Origin of the sequence: Streptomyces sp. NPDC058864, assembly GCF_042742985.1 — a bacterium.
Classification (GTDB): domain Bacteria; phylum Actinomycetota; class Actinomycetes; order Streptomycetales; family Streptomycetaceae; genus Actinacidiphila.
In genome coordinates this window covers 1-17942 of record NZ_JBHYMQ010000042.1, presented here as the reverse complement: position 1 = coordinate 17942, position 17942 = coordinate 1, and the positions used below count along the sequence as shown (strand labels likewise).

The 17942-nt window shown below is 70.5% G+C and carries 19 protein-coding genes and 3 pseudogenes; 16 read left to right on the top strand and 6 right to left on the bottom strand.

Going from position 1 to position 17942, the window contains the following annotated elements:
- Positions 1-17: 17 nt before the first annotated feature.
- A complete protein-coding gene (locus tag ACFW3D_RS27050; protein WP_500508019.1) occupies positions 18-458 on the bottom strand; it encodes a CBS domain-containing protein in 441 nt (146 codons plus the stop codon).
- Positions 459-472: 14 nt separating this feature from the next.
- Positions 473-1153: an OsmC family protein gene (locus ACFW3D_RS27045; RefSeq protein WP_500508017.1), complete on the bottom strand. Its 681-nt coding sequence runs from the start codon at positions 1151-1153 to the stop codon at positions 473-475.
- Positions 1154-1325: 172 nt separating this feature from the next.
- Between ACFW3D_RS27045 and ACFW3D_RS27040 the strand changes: the two genes are divergently transcribed.
- The 6 genes from ACFW3D_RS27040 to ACFW3D_RS27015 all read left to right on the top strand — a co-directional run bounded on the left by ACFW3D_RS27040 (position 1326) and on the right by ACFW3D_RS27015 (position 6186).
- Positions 1326-1967, top strand: a complete 642-nt coding sequence (locus tag ACFW3D_RS27040; RefSeq protein WP_500508015.1) for a CBS domain-containing protein — start codon at positions 1326-1328, stop codon at positions 1965-1967.
- 208 nt (positions 1968-2175) lie between these two features.
- Positions 2176-3243 (top strand): zinc-dependent alcohol dehydrogenase family protein, encoded by a 1068-nt coding sequence (locus tag ACFW3D_RS27035; protein ID WP_500508013.1) that lies wholly within the window; start codon positions 2176-2178, stop codon positions 3241-3243.
- Between the two features lie 28 nt (positions 3244-3271).
- Positions 3272-3934, top strand: coding sequence for a helix-turn-helix domain-containing protein (locus tag ACFW3D_RS27030; RefSeq protein ID WP_500508011.1), 663 nt, complete (start codon positions 3272-3274; stop codon positions 3932-3934).
- A gap of 21 nt (positions 3935-3955) precedes the next feature.
- Complete coding sequence (locus ACFW3D_RS27025; protein WP_500508009.1) at positions 3956-4879, top strand: universal stress protein; 924 nt, start codon at positions 3956-3958, stop codon at positions 4877-4879.
- Positions 4880-5061: 182 nt separating this feature from the next.
- Entirely contained in the window at positions 5062-5526 is a 465-nt protein-coding gene (locus tag ACFW3D_RS27020; protein WP_500508007.1) for a Crp/Fnr family transcriptional regulator, read from the top strand.
- A 27-nt stretch (positions 5527-5553) separates the two neighbouring features.
- The gene (locus ACFW3D_RS27015; RefSeq protein WP_500508005.1) at positions 5554-6186 is read left to right on the top strand and encodes a CBS domain-containing protein; all 633 of its coding nucleotides are present in this window, start codon (positions 5554-5556) and stop codon (positions 6184-6186) included.
- A gap of 37 nt (positions 6187-6223) precedes the next feature.
- Here the strand turns inward: ACFW3D_RS27015 and ACFW3D_RS27010 are convergent, their stop codons facing one another.
- Positions 6224-6796, bottom strand: a complete 573-nt coding sequence (locus tag ACFW3D_RS27010; RefSeq protein WP_500508003.1) for an Rv1733c family protein — start codon at positions 6794-6796, stop codon at positions 6224-6226.
- 213 nt (positions 6797-7009) lie between these two features.
- On the opposite strand from ACFW3D_RS27010, the gene ACFW3D_RS27005 reads away from it, so the two are divergent.
- From ACFW3D_RS27005 to ACFW3D_RS26995, 3 genes are all read left to right on the top strand, one after another.
- The gene (locus ACFW3D_RS27005; protein ID WP_500508117.1) at positions 7010-7678 is read left to right on the top strand and encodes a helix-turn-helix domain-containing protein; all 669 of its coding nucleotides are present in this window, start codon (positions 7010-7012) and stop codon (positions 7676-7678) included.
- A 113-nt stretch (positions 7679-7791) separates the two neighbouring features.
- Positions 7792-8493, top strand: a complete 702-nt coding sequence (locus ACFW3D_RS27000; protein ID WP_500508001.1) for a response regulator — start codon at positions 7792-7794, stop codon at positions 8491-8493.
- A gap of 100 nt (positions 8494-8593) precedes the next feature.
- Positions 8594-9652 carry an Acg family FMN-binding oxidoreductase gene (locus ACFW3D_RS26995; RefSeq protein WP_500507999.1) on the top strand — a complete coding sequence of 353 codons (1059 nt, stop codon included), beginning with the start codon at positions 8594-8596 and terminating at the stop codon, positions 9650-9652.
- Here the strand turns inward: ACFW3D_RS26995 and ACFW3D_RS26990 are convergent.
- Positions 9588-11297, bottom strand: a pseudogene (locus ACFW3D_RS26990) (sensor histidine kinase). The gene ACFW3D_RS26995 and the pseudogene ACFW3D_RS26990 sit on opposite strands and share 65 nt — an antisense overlap.
- A gap of 558 nt (positions 11298-11855) precedes the next feature.
- Between ACFW3D_RS26990 and ACFW3D_RS26985 the strand changes: the two are divergent.
- From ACFW3D_RS26985 to ACFW3D_RS26975, 3 genes are all read left to right on the top strand, one after another.
- A complete protein-coding gene (locus tag ACFW3D_RS26985) occupies positions 11856-12482 on the top strand; it encodes a hypothetical protein (protein ID WP_500507997.1) in 627 nt (208 codons plus the stop codon).
- Positions 12483-12684: 202 nt separating this feature from the next.
- Complete coding sequence (locus ACFW3D_RS26980) at positions 12685-13584, top strand: universal stress protein (RefSeq protein WP_500507995.1); 900 nt, start codon at positions 12685-12687, stop codon at positions 13582-13584.
- Between the two features lie 38 nt (positions 13585-13622).
- Positions 13623-13865: a hypothetical protein gene (locus tag ACFW3D_RS26975; protein ID WP_500507993.1), complete on the top strand. Its 243-nt coding sequence runs from the start codon at positions 13623-13625 to the stop codon at positions 13863-13865.
- 276 nt (positions 13866-14141) lie between these two features.
- Here the strand turns inward: ACFW3D_RS26975 and ACFW3D_RS26970 are convergent, their stop codons facing one another.
- On the bottom strand, positions 14142-14588 hold the full coding sequence (locus ACFW3D_RS26970; protein ID WP_500507991.1) for a cupin domain-containing protein: 447 nt from the start codon (positions 14586-14588) through the stop codon (positions 14142-14144).
- 288 nt (positions 14589-14876) lie between these two features.
- Between ACFW3D_RS26970 and ACFW3D_RS26965 the strand changes: the two genes are divergently transcribed.
- The 4 genes and pseudogenes from ACFW3D_RS26965 to ACFW3D_RS26950 all read left to right on the top strand — a co-directional run bounded on the left by ACFW3D_RS26965 (position 14877) and on the right by ACFW3D_RS26950 (position 16983).
- Entirely contained in the window at positions 14877-15206 is a 330-nt protein-coding gene (locus ACFW3D_RS26965; protein ID WP_500507989.1) for a hypothetical protein, read from the top strand.
- 414 nt (positions 15207-15620) lie between these two features.
- Positions 15621-15825 (top strand): annotated as a pseudogene (locus ACFW3D_RS26960) (NADP-dependent oxidoreductase); the annotation flags it as partial.
- Positions 15826-15941: 116 nt separating this feature from the next.
- Positions 15942-16397 (top strand): cupin domain-containing protein, encoded by a 456-nt coding sequence (locus ACFW3D_RS26955; protein WP_500508115.1) that lies wholly within the window; start codon positions 15942-15944, stop codon positions 16395-16397.
- Between the two features lie 127 nt (positions 16398-16524).
- Positions 16525-16983 carry a carboxymuconolactone decarboxylase family protein gene (locus ACFW3D_RS26950; RefSeq protein WP_500507987.1) on the top strand — a complete coding sequence of 153 codons (459 nt, stop codon included), beginning with the start codon at positions 16525-16527 and terminating at the stop codon, positions 16981-16983.
- Positions 16984-17467: 484 nt separating this feature from the next.
- Here ACFW3D_RS26950 and ACFW3D_RS26945 read toward each other — a convergent pair.
- Positions 17468-17845: pseudogene (locus tag ACFW3D_RS26945) on the bottom strand (3'-5' exonuclease); the annotation flags it as partial.
- Positions 17846-17942 lie beyond the last annotated feature (97 nt).

Sequence of the window (17942 nt, the reverse complement as noted above, 5' to 3'; positions counted from 1 at the left end):
GCGGCCCGGTGAGAACATCATCTGGTGATTGCCGCGAGCTCGGTGGCGCCGTCGTCGGGCGGCTCCTTCAGGACGGTCCAGGCCACAGGTCCCAGTAGATCGGCCAGATGCTGGAAGACGTCGAGGAAGAGGTCGTCGATGGTGAGCACCCCCACCAGTCGGTGACCGTCCAGTACCGGCAGACGCCGCACGCCGCTGCGCCGGAACGTCCGGTAGGCGTCGGCGATGTCATCGGTGACGTCCACCGTGGTCACCGGCGCCGACATCAGCTCCGAGATCGGCGTGTCCGGGTCGGCGCCCTGTGCCAGGCAGCGCACCACCAGATCGCGGTCGGTGACGATCCCGAGCAGCCGATCGGCCTCGGCAACGAGGACGGATCCGACGGCCGCGTCCTCCATGCGCAGCGCGGCCTGCCGCGCGGGGACACGGGGAGACATGGTGATGACCGGTGCGTTCATGAACCGGGAGACCTTCACGGTGTGCTCCCGGTGTCGGTGGTGAGGTCGAAGGTGACCTCGGGCGGTGTACCCAGGGTGTTGTGGACGGTGCAGTGCCGGGCCACGGCCAGGAGTCCGGCGGCACGCTCGGGTGGCAGGCCGGGCACCGTCAGTCGCAGGCCTACGGTGCCGATGCGTGCGGTGGGGCCGGGCGCTTTGGTGAAGCGGGCGCTGACGTGGAGCTCGTCGCCGGGCAGGTGGTGCCGGTCCAGGTAGCGGCCCGCGTAGTGGGCGACGCAGGAGGCGAGGGACGCCACGAACAGTTCCACTGGGGTGGGGCCTTCGTCGGTCCCTTCGGCGGTGAGCGGCTGGTCGGTGTCGATCCGGTGCCCACGTACGACGGTCGCGTAGTGGTCGCCCCTGATGCGGCGTGCCTCCAGCGGACCGTCACCGTGCCCGGCCGGTTCGTCTCGCCGTGCTTCTTCCTCCTCGACGGCGCGGGCTTGCGCTGTCAGCAGGCCGGCCAGGCTACGTGCCTCGGCGGGCGTCAGGCTTGCCCAGCTTCGCTGTTCCCCGAAGCACTCTCGCGGAAGGTCCAGGATGATCCGCCCCGAGCCGACGGGCAGCTCAGCGGGGTCGAACCGGGACACGGTGATCTCGCAGCCGCCTCGGGTGCGGATCGGGTCCGGGCTGGTGGGGAGCCAGTCGCGCAGCATTGCAGCCTCCCTCAGTCGTGCCTTCCTTCTTCCAGCAGACCGCCGCAGCCCCGGGCAGCAGCAGGGGGCGTTGGGCCTGTCCACGGGGCCGGGTGGCCCCATGGCAGCAGGTGCCGATGCATCCGAGACTGGTGCGGGAGGGCTTATCCGTCCTTCGTCGAAGGAGGCGGCCATGAATGTCAGCCGGAACCCGGCGACGGTGAGCGACGTGATGACGCGGAAGGTCGTCGCGGTCACCCTGAGCACGTCGTTCAAGGAGATCGTGCGGACCCTGGAGCGGTGGAAGGTCAGCGCCCTGCCCGTGGTGGCGGACGGCACCCGGGTGGTCGGCGTGGTCTCCGAGGCGGATCTGCTGCGCAAGGAGGAACGCCGCGAGGACGATGCCCCTCCGGTCGGCGTAGGCACGGACAAGGCTGCTGCCGTCACCGCCGAGCAGTTGATGACGGCCCCGGCGGTCACCGTCCGCGAGGACGCGCCTGTGGCGCAGGCGGCGCGGGCGATGGCGTTGCATCGCGTGAAGCGGCTGCCCGTGGTCGACGCCGACGGTGCGCTGCGGGGTGTGGTGAGCCGGGGGGACCTGCTCATGGTGTTCCTGCGCACCGATGAGGACATCGCCCGTGAGGTGCGGGGGATCGTCATGGTCGGGCTCCTGCCCGAGGCGTGGCAGTCCGTGGCCATCGAGGTGGCCGACGGGATCGTGACGGTGAGCGGGCTGCTCGCCGACCGGTCCCTGGTACCGGTCGTGGCACGGATGGTGCGCTCCGTGGAGGGTGTCGTCGATGTGCGTTTCGACCTCACCTCGAGCCGAGTGTGACGTCCCGCCAGGTAGGTGTTGCTTAGTTGCCGGGTCGAGCCGCTGATTCCTCCGGTGTCGGTGCGGGGATCCGGCACTCCGGCATCGGTCAGGAGCGGTTGGCGAGCCGGTCGGACCCCGTGACGGGTCCGACCGGCCCAAGCGGCGGTCTGGCGCCGCGCATGAACCTGGCAGCAGGACACGAGTGCACCCGAAGGAGGGGAAGGCCATGAAGGCGTGGGTTTTCCAGGAGCCGGGGCAGGCCCGCTGGCAGGAGGTGCCGGATCCGGAGATCAAGGAGGCCGGCGACGCGGTCGTCCGCGTCGATGCTGTCACCATCTGCGGCACCGATCTGCACATCCTCAAGGGAGACGTGCCGGACGTGCGCCCGGGCACCGTGCTGGGGCACGAGGCGGTCGGCGAGGTCGTCGAAACCGGTACCGGCGTCACGACGGTGCGTCCCGGAGACCGGGTCCTGATCTCCTGCATCTCCGGCTGCGGTCGGTGCCGCTTCTGCCGCGAGGGCGCCTACGGGCAGTGCCTGGGCGGTGGAGGGTGGGTGCTGGGTCACCTGATCGACGGAACGCAGGCCGAGTACGTGCGCGTGCCGTTCGCCGACGTCTGTCTGCACCCGCTGCCCGCCTCGGTGAGCAACCAGGACGCGGTGCTGCTCGCCGACATCTTCCCCACGGCGTACGAGGTGGGCGTCCTCAACGGCCGCGTGCGGCCCGGCGACACCGTAGCCGTCGTCGGCACCGGTCCCATCGGACTGGCCGCGATCGCCACGGCCCGCCTGTACTCCCCCGACCGGATCATCGCGATCGACCTGGCGGAGGCCCGTCTGGACGCGGCCAAGCGCCTTGGGGCCGAGGCCGTCGCCAACGCCGCAGAACAGCCGGAGCGACTGGTCCACGACCTGACCGAGGGACTCGGTGCCGACGTGGTCATCGAGGCGGTGGGCGTCCCGGAGAGCTTCGAGCTGTGCACGCGCATCGTCCGGCCTGGCGGCCGCCTGGCCAACGTCGGCGTCCACGGCGCGCCGACCACCCTCCACCTGGAAGACCTGTGGAGTAGGAACGTGACGATCACGACCGGGCTGGTGGACACCTATTCGACCCCGGTCCTGCTGCGCATGATGGCAGCCGGACGGCTGCCCGCGGCATCCCTGGTCACCCACGCCTTCGAACTCCACGACATGGCGGAGGCCTACGACGTGTTCGGCCGGGCGGCCGACACCGCGGCGCTCAAGGTCGTACTCGGCGGCCCGCAGCACACGGCGGTGGCTCTCACCGGCTGAGCGCAAGGGGAAAGGGACGGGACCGGTCATGACTAATCACTCCACGGCCACCGCGCCGGGGGACCTCGGCCGACGCATCGCAACGCGCCGTGAGGAGCTGGGGCTGTCCCGGGAGGACGTGGCGGCCCGTACGGGCATCGCTCCGGGCTATCTGCGGTATGTCGAGCGGGACTGCACCGCCGCTCCCGGTATGGCGACGCTGCGCGGCCTGGCCATGGCGCTGGACACGAGCGTGTCCGCGCTCAGTGGCGGCGAGGCCGATCTGCCGCCCGGCCGAGGGCAGGCGGCAGGACACGCGGACTTGGTCGAGCTGGGCCGCGAGGAGTGCTGGAAGCTGCTGTCCACGCACGGGGTGGGCAGGCTCGCCCTGTCCATGCCAGACGGACTGACCGTGCTGCCGGTCAACTACTGCGTCTCCGACGGCATGATCGCCTTCCGCACCTCTGCGGCCGCCACCCCCGCCGAGGCCACCGACACCAAGTGCGCCTTCGAGGTCGACGAGGTGGACGACGCGCTCAGCCGGGGCTGGAGCGTCCTCGTCCGCGGCATGGCGCACACCGTCACCGACCCCGCGGGCGTCCGGCGGCTGAACGAGCAGGCCTACACCGGGCCATGGGCCGGCGGGGACCGCGACCTGTGGGTCCGCATCACACCGGCAAGCGTGACGGGCCGCCGCATCGTGGTCGGCTGACACGACGACAGGAGGACGCGCATGACCGACACCGGGATCAGCCCACACGAAGGGCTCCACGCGCCGCGCGGGGAGGTCGTCGTGGGAGTGGACGGATCGGATCCCGCCGTGCGCGCCTTGGACCGGGCGGCCGACGAGGCACACCGGCGGGACACCGCCCTGCGGATCGTCCACGGACTGCCGTGGCCCGATCCGGGCGAGGTCGGATTCGGACTGGACACAGATCGCGAGCGGCCGCCGGGCGAAGCGGGCCGGGCGATCCTGGACCTGGCCGCCCAGCGGGTGGAAGACCGGCACCCGGGGCTTCCCGTCGCACTGGACCTGTCGGCCGAACCGGCGGCCTCGGCGCTGGTGCGCGCGGGGCGGAACGCCGCCCTGACCGTCGTCGGCACCCGGGGCCGCGGCGGCTTCACCGGCCTGCTCCTGGGCTCGGTGGGGCTGCGCGTGGCGGCCCACACCGCGGGCCCGCTGATGGTCGTCCGCGGCGAGGACGCGGCCGCGCAACAGGGTCTGCTGCACGACAAAGTACTGCTCGGTCTGCAGGACGAAAGCGACGCCGAAGCCGCCCTGTTCGCCTTCGAGGAAGCCCAACGGCGCGGCGCACGGCTACGGGTACTCCACACCTGGACCCACCCGCACGTCCCCCTGGGCGAGTGGCCGGTGTCCCACCGGCAGGACCTGGCCGCCCAGGCCCGGCAGCACAAGGAACTCGCCCGGTTCGCCGTGTCCAAACTGACCGAGGGCTTCCCTGACGTCGCCGTACGGGTCGACACCGCTGCCGGACACCCCGCCGCGGCACTGGTGGAGGCGAGCCGCGCGGCGGACGTCATCGTGATCGGCGCCCACCGGCAGGAGGGCCGGCCACTCGGAATGCGTCTGGGACCGGTGACGCACGCGGTGCTGCACCACGCGCACTGCCCCGTCGTCCTGGTCCCGATCGTCTGACTGACGATCCAGGCAGGGCCAAGGTCGGCAAGGCAAGCCGGTACCGGCCGGGCCCCACAACAGGCCGGTCGGCCCCAGCCCCGGGCCGTCGTCTGAGCACAGGCTGAAGGTACGGGCGCCGGACGGCTGCCCGCCGTATCTCCCGCCGCCCACGGCGGGTTTCAGCAGCAGGGAGGGTCCTGATGACCACCGCAACCACCACCGGCCTGCTCGATGCGCTGCCGCCGCAGGCCCGCGAGCGCCTGAGGCAACTGGGCCATCAGGTGTCCTTTCCGGCCGGGGCACGCATCTTCGAAGAGGGACAACGAGCCGACCGGTTCTGGGTCATCCACACCGGGTCGGTCTCCCTGGAACTGCACGTTCCCGGCCGGCAAGCCGCCGTGGTGGAGACCCTCCGCCACGGCGACCTGCTCGGCTGGTCGTGGCTGCTGCCCCCGTACAGCTGGCACCTGAGTGCCCAGGCGCAGAGCCCGGTCCGGGCGGTGGAGTACGACGCGACGATCGTGCGGGCGCTGTGCGAGGCCGATCCGGTCTTCGGCCGGGCCGTGTCCCGCCGGGTGGCGGAGATCGTCGCTCACCGCCTCCAGCACACCCGTACGCGTCTGCTCGACCTCTACGGGCCTGCCGGCAGCACAACCGCCCACTGAGACGGGCACGTGCCTCGAGGAGGACCCATGCATGGGAGCCCGCACATCGTGTCCGATGTGATGACCGAGGCCGTCGTCGCCGTCGGCCGCGACGCCTCCTTCAAGGAGATCATCACGACGATGGAGCACTGGAAAGTCAGTGCCCTGCCCGTGCTGGAGGGCGAGGGCCGCGTCGTCGGGGTGGTGTCCGAGGCTGATCTGCTGCCCAAGGAGGAGTACCGCGACGGTGCCCCCGCCCGCTCCGAACAGATGCAGCGGCTGTCGGATCTCGGCAAGGCGGGCGCCACCACCGCCGACGAGCTGATGAGCGCGCCGGCCGTATGCGTCCATGCCGACGCCACGTTGGCTCAGGCGGCACGGGCCATGGCATTTCGGCACGTGAAACGGCTGCCGGTCATCGACGGCGAGGGCATGCTGTGCGGGATCGTCAGCCGGGGTGACCTGCTGAAGGTGTTCCTGCGGCCGGACGAGGAGATCGCCGAAGAGGTGAGCCGCGAGATCGTCGCCTACCTGTTCCCCGGTGAGCCTTCGGCGGTGCGAGCACGCGTCGAGGAGGGCGTTGTTTACTTCTCCGGCACGCCGGGCGACCCGTCGCTGGTCCCGGTGGCGTCGCGGTTCGCCCGCGCGGTGGAGGGCGTCGTCGACGCCGTCTGGGACTGAATCGCCAGGCGCCGGGCCTTGCACGGCGCATGTGCTGTCAGGCCCTTCGGTGGGCCCATGTGGGCTCGACCTCGGCCCACTGCCGGTCCCACGCCTGCGCGCGATGGCGGTCTATGCGCACCCGGACGGCCCAGCGGCCGGCGAGGACCAGGCCGCAGGCACCGATGGCGGCGAAGACGCCGAACACCTGCCCCTGCACCTGGGCCTGCACCGGGGTGAGCGGCGGTTCCCGAAGCTCGTCGTCACTGTCCACCCAGACACCTGTGGTGGAGCCGGCCTGGGTGTTCGAATCCACGCGGGCGCTGCCGGTGTGCTCGGATCCATCGGGCGCGGTCCACCTCACAGTGGCATGGACTTTGCCGGTGGTGCCGGTGTAGTCGTTTTCCACCGCGTCGGCGGCGTTCTCGGTCACGACAGCCGTCATCTGGCGCGGTCCCTGACTCTGGCGGAGCGCGTCGTGTTCCACCACGACAGCGGTGGCGGCACCGGCCGCCGGGCCGCCGACGGCGATCAACACCGCGGTTGCCAATCCCGTCCATGCCTCCGCAACGTCCGTTCCACGTCGCAGCGGATTGCGCTTCCAGCGCCAGAACCTCACCGAGTTACCCATGGGCGGGCCCCCTTTCCCTGTGGTGACGGTCGCACGGGGCCAGGCCGCAAAGCATGGGCCGAAAAGACCGTCCGGGTGGGCCGGGCAGGCCGTTCTCGCCCGCCCGTGGGACCGATCGGCCCTGGTGCGGGCATGGCAGGGGGGACACGATCAACAAAGGGGGAGTTGTCCTGGATCTCTGTCCAGGGCCTCGCGAACAAGGACGTGAGCAGCATGGCGGCAAATCCGTTTCCGGCCGCCCCCGGTGACATGGGGCGGCGTGTGGCCAAGCGGCGCGACGAGTTGGGCCTGACCCGTGAGGAGGTCGCGTCCCGGGCGGGCATGGCCACCAGTTATCTGCGGTTCATCGAGGAGCAGTCCACCGCGGCTCCCGGCGCGGGAACCCTGGGGACTCTCGCGGCCGTGCTGGACACGACGGTCGTGGCCCTCAGCGGAGGAGAGGCCGACCTTCCGCCCGGCCGCCTCGGTCGCGCTTCGCCGCACGCACAACTGCTGGAACTCTCCCCCGAGGAATGCTGGGCGCACCTGGACCGTCACGGAGTGGGCCGTGTTGCGGTGACCACTGCCGGTCGCGAGGCCATCCTGCCGGTGAACTACAGCGTGGTCGACCGGTCCGTCGTCTTCAGGACCGCACCGGGCTCGGGACCTGCCGAGGTCGTCGGGACGGAGGTCGTCTTCGAGGTGGACCACGTGGACGAGGCCCTCAGTCAGGGCTGGAGCGTCCTGGTGCGCGGCCGGGCCCACCGTGTCGAGGATCCGAAGGCCGTGCACCACCTCGGCAAGCAGGTGTACAGCGGGCCGTGGCCGGGGGACGACGACCGCAGCATGTGGGTGCGGATCGACGTGGACGGTATCAGCGGGCGGCGCATCGACGTCCCCTGACCTTACCCGCTCCACCCTGATGGGTCCGTTCGGCCCTGGCGTGCGTGGGACTTGTAGGTGACGATCGCAAGGTCATGGGACCACAGCACAGCGCACACGGGCAGGGGGCCGGGATGACCGGTGCAGCACAGTTTTCACCGCAGGCGCCGATCAGGGTGTTCCTGGTCGACGACCATGAAGTGGTGCGGCGGGGCGTGCACGACCTGCTGGACGCCGAGCCGGACATCGAGGTCGTCGGGGAAGCCGGCTCGGTGGACCACGCGCTGGCCCGGGGACCGGCCCTGCGCCCGCACGTGGCGATCCTGGACGTGCGTCTCCCGGACGGCGACGGCATCAGCATCTGCCGTGAACTGCGCTCGCGCATGCCGGAACTGGCCTGCCTGATGCTCACGTCCTTCGACGACGACGACGCCCTGCTGGATGCGATCATGGCCGGTGCCGCCGGCTACGTGCTGAAACAGATCAAGGGCTCCGACCTGATCTCCGCCGTCCGCACGGTGGCCTCGGGCCAGTCGATGCTCGACCCGGCGACCACCGCCCGCCTGATGAGCAGTCTGCGCCAACAGGACGAGCCACCGGAGCCGCAGGACGAGACCCTGGCCGCGCTCACCCCACGTGAGCGGGAGATCCTGGAACTCATCGGCGAGGGCCTGACGAACCGGGAGATCGGCAAGCGGCTGTTCCTGTCGGAGAAGACGGTCAAGAACCACATCTCCCGGATGCTGGCCAAACTCGGCGTCGAACGCCGCATCCAAGCCGCCGTACTGGCCACCCAGCACCAGCCCTCCGGCGGGGAGGCCGGCTCCCGCCACTGAGATCGTGCCAGGCGGCCCCTTCCGCCGGGACGACCGGCCCCTCCCCGCCGGGATGGCGGCGGCGGAACCTGAGACCAGGTTCCGCCGCAAGGAGAACGCCATGATGCCCGAAACCCTCGACGGGGCGACGCTGGAGAAGCTCATCTCCGCCGCTGTCGCCGCACCGTCCTTCCACAACAGCCAGCCGTGGCGCTTCCGGCTGGAGCCGGACACCGCCACGGTCCTGGTCCGCGCCGCCGGTGAGCGCGGGCTACGGGAGACCGATCCCCTGGGCCGGGCGCTGCACCTGTCCGTCGGTGCCGCGGTGTTCAACCTGCGGGTCGCCATCGCCCACTTCGGCTGGGAGCCCGTAGTCCGGCTGCTGCCGGTCCCGGCACAACCGGACCTGCTGGCCTCGGTACGGCTGGCCGGGCCGCCCCGCAGTGGCGGGGATCACCAGCCGGACCTGTACCAGGCGTTGTGGCGCCGCCACAGCAGCCGCTCGCCGTTCTCAGCGCACCGGCCCCCGGGACCTGTTCTCGCCGAACTGGAGGAGGCGGCCCATACGGAGGGTGCCACCTTGTGCCTGCCCGACACCGAGGAGACACAGCGGTTGCTCGGTCTGACCGCGGAGGCGGAACAGCGCGGCGTCATCGACCCCGCGCGCCGTGCCGAGAGCCGGGGCTGGATCCGCGAAGGCGCCCCGGACGGGCTTGCCCCGGCCGCTCTGGGCCCGCGGGACGCCTCGGGGCGGCTGCCCATGCGGGACTTCTCCGCACTGCGCCCGGAGAACCAGCTCCCTACCACCGTCTTCGAACCTCAGCCCTTGATCGCGGTGCTGTCCACCGCCCACGACCGGCGCTCGGACTGGCTGCGCGGGACAGGCGCTGGAGCACGTGCTGTTGATCGCCACCGCGCACCGGGTGCGGGCATCGTTGCTGCACCAGGCGCTCGAGTGGCCCGACCTGCGCTGGGCGCTGCGCAGCACGGACAGCGGCCCGGGATACGTCCAGATGCTCATCCGGCTCGGGTACGGCCCCCAGGGCCCGGCAAGTCCCCGGATTCCTGCAAACGAGGTCCTGGACAGGGCGTAGCGCCTCGAGAGGGCACGGTGGCTATCGGCTCACGGGAACGCGCCATTCCAGGCGGGTGCCGCCGGAGGCCCGGGCCCGGGCGGTGAATGTCCCGCCGAGCTTCTCCGCCCGTCGGGCGAGGTTGGCCAGGCCGCTGCGGCGCCCGCCTTCGGGCAGCCCGATCCCGTCGTCGGTCACGGTCAGGGTGAGGGTTCCGGAGCCGACCACCAGGGCCACCTCGGCCGAACCGGCGTGGGCGTGCCGGGCCACGTTGGACAGCGCCTCGCCCAGCACCGCGACGACCTCGTCGGCGACGGAGGCGGGAACGTCGGTGTCGATCAGGCCTTCCATGCGCAGCGAGGGGGTGAAGCCCAGGCCGGGCACGGCCTCCTCCAAGGCCCTCGCCGCCCGCACCCGCAGACCCTGGCGGGCCGGGCCCGTTTCGTGAGCGCGCAGCCCGAAGATCGTCGAGCGGATGATCTTGATGGTTTCGTCCAGGTCGTCCACCGCGCGCAGCAGACGTTCACTCGCCTGGGGGTGGTCGACGAAGCGTGCCGCGCTCTGCAGGGTCATACCGGTGGCGAACAACCTTTGGATGGCCAGGTCGTGCAGATCCCGGGCAATGCGATCGCGATCCTCGAGCTGGGCCATTTACTCCGCTCCGCGGCGCCGCTCGGCCAGTTCCATGGCGAGCGCGGCGGACCCGGCGAACGCCATCAGCGGCGCCGTCTCGGTACCGGTGAAGGGGGCTTCTCCCTGGGCGCGGGCCAGCAACAGCGCACCGCGCACCCCCTGGGGGGTGCTCATCGGGACTGCCACCGCCGGACCGAGCCCGGCGAACCGGGGCGGGCCCGCGGTGATGCGCGGATCGCGCTCCACGTCGGGGCTGATGATCGGCTCGCCGGCCTCCATGGCGGCACCCGCGAACGATCCCTCGCGGGGGAGAATGAGGCCTCGGTGCATGTCCGCGTCGGTACCGGTGGCGATCGCCACCTCGACCTCTGTCGCCCCTTCGATCGGGCGGGCCACCACGCCGAGGTCCGCGCCCGTGATGCCGCGGGCGTGCTCGACGATCAGCTCCAGGACGCGCGCCTCCTCGACCCCCGACAGCAAACTCGCGGTAATCTCCGAGTTCGCCTCCAGCCATCGCTGCCTCGACCTGGCCTCCTGGTAGAGACGGGCGTTGTCGATGGCAACACCCGCAGCGACGGCGAGGGTGGACAGCACGGTCTCGTCCTCGTCGTCGAACTCCTTGCTGCCACGTTTCTCGGTCAAGTACAGGTTGCCGAACACCTCGTCACGGACCCGGATCGGCACTCCGAGGAACGAGTGCATCGGGGGATGGTTGGCGGGGAAGCCGTACGAGGCCGGGTGCTGGGAGAGTTCCTCCAGGCGCAGCGGTTCGGGGTGCCGGATCAGCTCGCCGAGGATGCCGTGCCCGGACGGCAAGGGGCCGATCGCCTCGGCCTGCTCGCCCGACACGCCCACGGTCAAGAACTGGGCGAGCCTCGCGTCGTCGCCGATCACCCCGAGGGCGCCGTACTCGGCGTCCACGAGTACAACCGCAGCCTCCACGATCCGGCGCAGCACGTGCGGCAGGTCCAGCTCCCGGCCGACCGACAGCACCGCCTCCAGCAGGCTGTGCACCCGGTCTCGGGTGCCTCGCACCGCGTCGATACGCACCTGCAGTTCGTCCAAGAGCTCGTCGAGCCTCAACCGGGGCAGGCGCTCCGCGCCCTCGCTGCCTTCCATCCCCACGGATCCTCCAACTGCACAGCAGCAGCTCTGACCAGCTTCAACATAGCGGGATCCGGACCGACTCGAACGCTCTTCCGCAGCCGTTCGGCCAGATGACGGTAGCCGGACGCTCCCGCCGCTTCGCCTGCGCCGGACCCCGGGGCGGGGCCGGGGCCCTTTGTCGCTGTCACAGGCCCCGTGGGCCTCGCGAGCGACGCCACCGGGGTAGCCGTCGGCTACCGGGTCGACGGCACGTACCCGTTCCACGGCAACAGCAATGACCGGGCGACGCCAACACCCTCGGCTTGGGCGCAGGCCACGTACACCGCGCTGGGCGCCCCTTCCTCCTGCTCGACGCGTGCGGGATCTGGCGCTGACCGCTCGTTTGCGCGAGCCGTCCCGCGCCATGGCCTGTGCGCCCCCTGATGCGCCAACCGACCGCCACAGCAGGGACGTTCGGCCCCATACGGGTGGGCCTTCGGCCCACGGCGAGGCGCCTCATCTCGCAGGACAGTGAGCACGAAACGAATCCACCACGTTCACGCTCTCCCCGGACCGGAAGGAATCGGCACCATGGCCATCCAAGGACACCCCCAGCGGCACACCGGCTTCCGCCTCCCCGCACGGCGCAAGGCCGGCACAGGCACCGCGCCGTCCGGCGAGGCTGCTGCCACGTCCGCCACGGCCGCCCGCGCGTACATCTTCGCGGCCCTGCGCGTCCTGACCGGGTTCGTCTTCCTGTGGGCCTTCCTCGACAAGGCCTTCGGCCTCGGCTACGCCACCGGCTCCGGCAAGAGCTGGATCGACGGCGGCTCGCCCACCAAGGGCTTCCTCAGCGGTGTCGCGGCTGGCCCCCTGCAGTCCACCTTTCACGACTGGGCGGGCGCCGGCTGGGCGGACTGGCTGTTCATGCTCGGCCTGCTCGGCGTCGGCGTCGCCGTCATGAGCGGCGTGGCACTGCGGATCTCCGCCGTGGCCGGCACTGCAATGATGGCCCTGATGTGGGTCGCCGAGTGGCCCCCGGCCCGGCACCTGGCCGACGGATCGCCCAGCATGTCGACCAACCCCTTCGCCGACTACCACCTGATCTACGCGGCCGTGCTGGTCGCCCTCGCCACCGCCTCCGCCGGCACCACCTGGGGCCTGGGCCGCGTCTGGGCCCGGCTGCCCCTGGTCCGCGACCACGCCTGGCTCCGCTGACACCCATCGCAACGGCCGCCACGACGTCATCAGGCGCCACCTCTGCCGGACCTCACCGAGTCTTCGCCGCCCGGCTGGTGGGATGGGCCGACCGGTCCCTTGCGGGGACCTGCGGCCCATCCCACCAGCCGGGCCATCAAGGAACGCTGAGAGCAGAGGCCGCCACCGGCCTCGTCCCGACTCCCGCAAGGAGGTCATCGCCATGGTGCGTTGTGTCCTCGCCGGTGTGGACGGCTCCCCCGAGAGCCTGGCGGCCGCCGACTGGGCGGCCAGGGAGGCCGGTTTGCGTGGCCTGCCCCTGCGGCTGCTGCACGCCTGGGAGTGGCAGCCGTACGCCAACGCACCGCTTGCCGGGCCGGTCGCCATGCGCGCCTGGGCTGCTGCTGTCCCCCGGGATGCGGCCGTCGCCCTGCGCGAGCGGTACCCGCAGCTGGAGATCACCTCCGAGGAGATCGCCGGGCAGCCGGTGGCGGTCCTCGCGGCCGCGGCCGGCCAGGCCGAGGTGATGGCGCTCGGCTCCCGCGGCCTGCACGGCATCACCGGCTTCCTCGTCGGCTCCGTGGCGCTGGCGGTCATCGCCGCCGTGCACCGCCCGGTCGTCCTGGTCAGGGCCGGGAAGAGCACCCAGGACGAGCACCTGCCGGACGCCGACGGGCGGGCATCGGCCACCACCGCGTACCGGGACGTCGTCCTCGGCCTCGACCTGGACCGGCCCCACGAAGACTTGCTCGCCTTCGCCTTCGACGCCGCCGCAGCTCGGGCTGCCCGCCTGCAGGTCGTGCACGGCTGGACCCTACCGCCGAACGTGCACGGCTCCGGCATCGTCCTGCCGGATCTGATCAAGGCGGCCACGTCGGAACGCGACGCGGCGCTCACCGAGGCCCTGCGCCCGTGGCTGCTGAAGTACCCCGAGGTGGACGTCCACGCCCACCAGGTCATCGGCCGGGCGGCGGACCACTTGGTGGACGCCTCCACTGATGCCTGCCTGGTCGTAGTCGGCCGCCGCATCCGCCGCTCGGCGGTCGGCAGCCACATCGGTCCGGTCACGCACGCGGTCCTGCATCACAGCGCCGCGCCGGTGGCCGTCGTCGCTCACCCCTGACCCCGTTCGCCGCCCCCTGCCAGGAGTGGAGGCTGAAAATGAGGCAGTACGCCACGCAACACAGATCGTGCCGCTGTGGTGATCATCATTTTGGCCGGACGGGCGATAGTCGTCGCGAGCTGACGCACAGGGGTGGCTCGGCAGAGGCCCAGGCCGCCGCCCGCGCGGCCGCCGAGCAGATCCCCGCTTCGGCCATCGCGGACGCGATCGCCTTCGCCATCAACCAGCCTGCCAACGTCGACGTCAACGAACTGATCGTGCGCCCCACCGCTCAGGGCTGACATCCGAAGCGGCTGGAAACGACACGCTTCGCCTGATCGTCGAGACATAGGCACACGCCAGACGCGAAGGAGGCTTCCGGGGCGTAGCGGGGCCGGGTACCAGCGCATGCCACAACCAGTACTGTCCCGGCTGCGCCGGCCTCCCGCCAGATCGGCCGGTCAGTGGCCGCCCGTCGGCACGCGACCACGGCCCCGCCATCGGCGTGTCCGGTCGTACGTCGCGTGACCCGAAGATGCCGCCAATCACCGCTCCACGGCCACGCGGAGGACCGCGGGTCAGCCTGCGGAAGGACGCGGGGCGCGCAGGTGCGCCCGTTCCTTCAGCTCCCCCTCGTCGACCAAGGTGAGCATCGGCTGACCCGGTGCGCACACCATGGTTACCAGGAACTTGGTCGGTGCGTCCGACAGGGCGTTGCCGTCCTGGTAGTGGATCACGTCACCGCCTGGCTCCCAGAACGTCCCACCGGCCTTGATCACACGCTCCGGCTCACCCTCGAGTTCGAACCGGATCGCGCCCTCCATCACGTAGCCGAACGACGGCCCAGAGTGGCGGTGCGGAGGGAGCCCGGGGTGACCGGGAGGCCAGTCGACGAGGATGGTCATTCCCGAACCACCTTCGGGGAAAAAGGGCGGAGTGACCTCCTGCAGCAACTTGACTTCGGGCGGCAGCGAGACCTCGTGACTCGATACAGGAGTCGCGTGTACTGGGTTTTTCTCTGACATGTACGACACCTCCGTAAACCCGCCCAAATGGGTGACCTTGCGTCGGCCACCGCTTTCCAGACCGGTGTACGACCCACTCGTTCGGCGGCGATCGACTTCGTCGGCTCCGGGCTCACACACCTTGCTTCACGATGAGGGCAAGCCCCAGCCGCATCCGTGGCCCCCCGAGACCACCTTGCCTCTTGACAGGCGGCCGTCACAAGCGCGAAGCCGGCGGCATGAGACCCCGCATCGCGGAGGTTTTCACGTCCCCCTTCGAGGCCAAGCGGGAACCGACGTCGCCGTCTGATGGCGCACCTCTCACGCAATTCGAGCGTCTACACCGACACCACCATCACTGGGCCTTCCGCAGACTGGCAATACCTGGACGCCCTTTTCGCCCAGCTCATGTCGACCTGGCCCGACTCCGCCATCTACCAGACCCGCATCGTGGGCGAGGACGACAGCGCCGTGGTCTTCTTCCCCGACTCACCGGAACTGTTCGGACGTGAACTGCGAGCCCTCGGAGCCATCGACTTCCGCCGTGGAAAGGTCGTCCGCCGGGTCGCCACCGGGACGGACGCTCCCTCACCGTCAAGGGCGTCGCCGACATGCGCGTCACCGCCGAGTTCCCACTGACCTCGGAGAGAAGACGGCTGGCCAGACCGCCGCTCCGGCTCTCCGGGCGGTCGTCAGCCACCTGGTGGCCGCACTGACAACCGGAGCGCCACCAAGCCCGCCATGCTGCTGGACCCGGACGTCGTCCTCGAGGAAGTGGCCCTGCACACCAAGGTGATCGGCCGAGACCGGCACGACGGCTTCCCCAAATGGCCCAAGATCTTCTCCTAGAAGTGGCCTATGCAAAGGAGCCGCCTGTGGGCCTACAGTCGAGATGTGACCACCGCTGGCGGCCGCGGGCTCCCCGCTCGTTTAGCCACGTGGTGGACTCGGCGCTGGAGCATTCGGTGAGCAAGCGGTCCGTTGCCTAACTGGCGATGTTCACCTTCGCCCCCGCGTCTCAGCCTCCACACTGCGCCCAGCGAGGATCTGCGCATGCGAGCCATCACCGTCCGTGACCATGACGCCGGGGTCGCGGGCCTGTACCTGGCGGACATGCCCTACCCGCACGCCGCCGACAACGACGTCATCGTTCAGGTGCACGCCGCGGGGGTTCACCTTGGGGAAACTCGACTGGTCGGCGACCTGGGTGGACCGTGCCGGCCGCGGCCGGACGCCGAGCGTGCCGGGTCACGAACTGTGCGTCGGAGCGGTGCGGCCGCTGTCCGACGTCCCCTCGCCCGCAACCGGCGCACGCCCGGCAAGACGATCATCCGCGTCACGGAAGACTGCATCAGGAGACCCATCGTGAGGGAAATGCGAATCGCCGGTGGGCTGCTCGCCGTCGCCGCGCTGGTTACGGCCACGGCCTGCTCGACCTCCGACGAGCCGGCCCCTGCCAAGGTGGCGGCGACGGTCACGGCATCGACACGCCCCTCAGAAACCTTCAAGCCGCTGCTTCAGCAGGCGCTTCCGAACGTGAAGGGCAAGACGTTCACCTCGGCGATCGTCGACTTGCCGCCCAACGCCAGCGCGCTTCCGCACCGGCACGGCCAGGCGTTCGTCTACGCCTACGTCCTCGAAGGCACCGTTCGCAGCCAGCTCGACAACAAGCCCGTGAGCACCTACCACCAAGGCGAGAACTGGGTCGAGCAACCGGGCGCCCACCACGTCCTCACCGAGAACACCAGCCAGACCGAGCACGCCAAGCTTCTGGTCGTCTTCGTCTCCGACACCGGGGACAAGCTCAAGCTCGACGATCCGAAGTCGTAGCCGGAGAACGCAGCGGGCGGCGGCACTCCGCACGAACTCTGCCTCCTGCCGGAACTCATACCACCAGCCATCAAGATGCGTCCCACGACATACACGGCGCACGCCACACGAAGGAATCGAACGAACCGTGACCGACACCCAGCGGGTCAACCTCGGCAAGCAGCACCCGGCCGCCTACAAGACTCTCATCGCCTTGTCGTCGGAGGTGGAGGAGGCTGCCGCTGCTGCGGGACTCGATCCGCTCCTGGTCGAGCTGTTGAGGATCCGAACCTCTCAGATCAACGGCTGCGCGTTCTGCCTGCGCATGCACACCGGTGACGCCCTCAAGAAGGGCGAGAACCCGGACCGGATCGCCGTGCTGCCCGCATGGGAAGAGACCGGCTACTTCTCCGAGACCGACCGTGCTGCCCTCCGCCTGACCGAGGCGATCACCCTCGTGCCGGACGGACACGTCCGCGACGAGGACTACGCTGCTGCCGCGGTCGTACTCACCGCAGACCAGATCTCGGTCGTCGCCTGGCTGGCAACGGTGATGAACGCCTTCAACCGCGTCGCGATCACCAGCCGCTACCCCGTCGGCAACTGATTCCTAAGGTGCTACGGCGGTCACGATCGGGGGCGAGTCCTCGACCGTTCGGCCGCCCTGGCGCCCGCCGCCGGCACCCTCATCACCATCGCGACTGGCCCCCCGTCCCTCCAAGGACGGGCGGGCCGTCTCTTCGTCGTCGAACCCGACCGCGCACTCACAACCGCGTTCGGCGCGCATCCGCCCGCGACCTGCGGACGCCCGCAGGAACGCGAGGGCGCGCGCTCAGCGGGGCCCGCCGCTTCGGTCCGCTCCGGCGCCAGGGACAACTACGGCCTCCTGGTCGAACATGAGGAGCTACCGCACTCTGATCACACTCCAACCGATCCGGAACTCGGACGCCGGAAGCCATGCCCACGAAGGTGTTGGTGAAGGCCCGGCCGATGGTGGCCGCGGGTCGCGAGGGAGGTGAAGAAGGTGAACCGGTATGCGGTGCTGGTGTTGGACGCGACAGTGACCAGCGCGAAGGCTGTCCGGCCCGAATTCAGCTTGCATCAGCGACCAGCTCGGCGTCTGGCCGGGGGTGTGACGCCGGAGGGTTTCCGTCGGGGTGGTCGTTAACCCAGGTCAGCCCGCCGAGGTCGAGTCGGGTGCGGGCTCGGATGACGGCGACGTAGGCGATACGGGCGTCGGCGTCGTCGATCGGTCCGGGCAGGGGGTTTCCGTGCTCGTCCTTGTCGTTGCTGTCCTTGGGTGGGTAGAAGTCGTCGGCGATCTCGACCTGGGGCCATTCGCGGCCCTTGGATTTGTGTGCGGTGGAGACCGTGACCTGCGCGTCCTGCTCTTGGACGAGGCGGTCCACCGCGGCCAGGACGGCGTCGGTTCCGTGCTGGTCGACGAGGTCGACCAGCGGTTGCAGGTCACTGAGGTTTTCTCAGCGAAATGATCTACGCGAAACGGCGTGAGCCGCGCATGTGTGAGCAGGCCGGACAGGCTGGGCCCGGCTGCGGACAGACGTA

What these genes read in the sequence shown, in the direction of transcription:
- ACFW3D_RS26970 (WP_500507991.1), bottom strand. Translation starts at nt 14,588, where the DNA reads ATGTCAGAGAAAAACCCAGTACACGCGACTCCTGTATCGAGTCACGAG.
- ACFW3D_RS26955 (WP_500508115.1), top strand. Translation starts at nt 15,942, where the DNA reads ATGCGAATCGCCGGTGGGCTGCTCGCCGTCGCCGCGCTGGTTACGGCC.
- ACFW3D_RS27025 (WP_500508009.1), top strand. Translation starts at nt 3,956, where the DNA reads ATGACCGACACCGGGATCAGCCCACACGAAGGGCTCCACGCGCCGCGC.
- ACFW3D_RS27020 (WP_500508007.1), top strand. Translation starts at nt 5,062, where the DNA reads ATGACCACCGCAACCACCACCGGCCTGCTCGATGCGCTGCCGCCGCAG.
- ACFW3D_RS26995 (WP_500507999.1), top strand. Translation starts at nt 8,594, where the DNA reads ATGATGCCCGAAACCCTCGACGGGGCGACGCTGGAGAAGCTCATCTCC.
- ACFW3D_RS26980 (WP_500507995.1), top strand. Translation starts at nt 12,685, where the DNA reads ATGGTGCGTTGTGTCCTCGCCGGTGTGGACGGCTCCCCCGAGAGCCTG.
- ACFW3D_RS26985 (WP_500507997.1), top strand. Translation starts at nt 11,856, where the DNA reads ATGGCCATCCAAGGACACCCCCAGCGGCACACCGGCTTCCGCCTCCCC.
- ACFW3D_RS27015 (WP_500508005.1), top strand. Translation starts at nt 5,554, where the DNA reads ATGCATGGGAGCCCGCACATCGTGTCCGATGTGATGACCGAGGCCGTC.
- ACFW3D_RS27010 (WP_500508003.1), bottom strand. Translation starts at nt 6,796, where the DNA reads ATGGGTAACTCGGTGAGGTTCTGGCGCTGGAAGCGCAATCCGCTGCGA.
- ACFW3D_RS27035 (WP_500508013.1), top strand. Translation starts at nt 2,176, where the DNA reads ATGAAGGCGTGGGTTTTCCAGGAGCCGGGGCAGGCCCGCTGGCAGGAG.
- ACFW3D_RS27040 (WP_500508015.1), top strand. Translation starts at nt 1,326, where the DNA reads ATGAATGTCAGCCGGAACCCGGCGACGGTGAGCGACGTGATGACGCGG.
- ACFW3D_RS26975 (WP_500507993.1), top strand. Translation starts at nt 13,623, where the DNA reads ATGAGGCAGTACGCCACGCAACACAGATCGTGCCGCTGTGGTGATCAT.
- ACFW3D_RS27005 (WP_500508117.1), top strand. Translation starts at nt 7,010, where the DNA reads ATGGCGGCAAATCCGTTTCCGGCCGCCCCCGGTGACATGGGGCGGCGT.
- ACFW3D_RS27030 (WP_500508011.1), top strand. Translation starts at nt 3,272, where the DNA reads ATGACTAATCACTCCACGGCCACCGCGCCGGGGGACCTCGGCCGACGC.
- ACFW3D_RS27000 (WP_500508001.1), top strand. Translation starts at nt 7,792, where the DNA reads ATGACCGGTGCAGCACAGTTTTCACCGCAGGCGCCGATCAGGGTGTTC.
- ACFW3D_RS26965 (WP_500507989.1), top strand. Translation starts at nt 14,877, where the DNA reads ATGGCGCACCTCTCACGCAATTCGAGCGTCTACACCGACACCACCATC.
- ACFW3D_RS27050 (WP_500508019.1), bottom strand. Translation starts at nt 458, where the DNA reads ATGAACGCACCGGTCATCACCATGTCTCCCCGTGTCCCCGCGCGGCAG.
- ACFW3D_RS27045 (WP_500508017.1), bottom strand. Translation starts at nt 1,153, where the DNA reads ATGCTGCGCGACTGGCTCCCCACCAGCCCGGACCCGATCCGCACCCGA.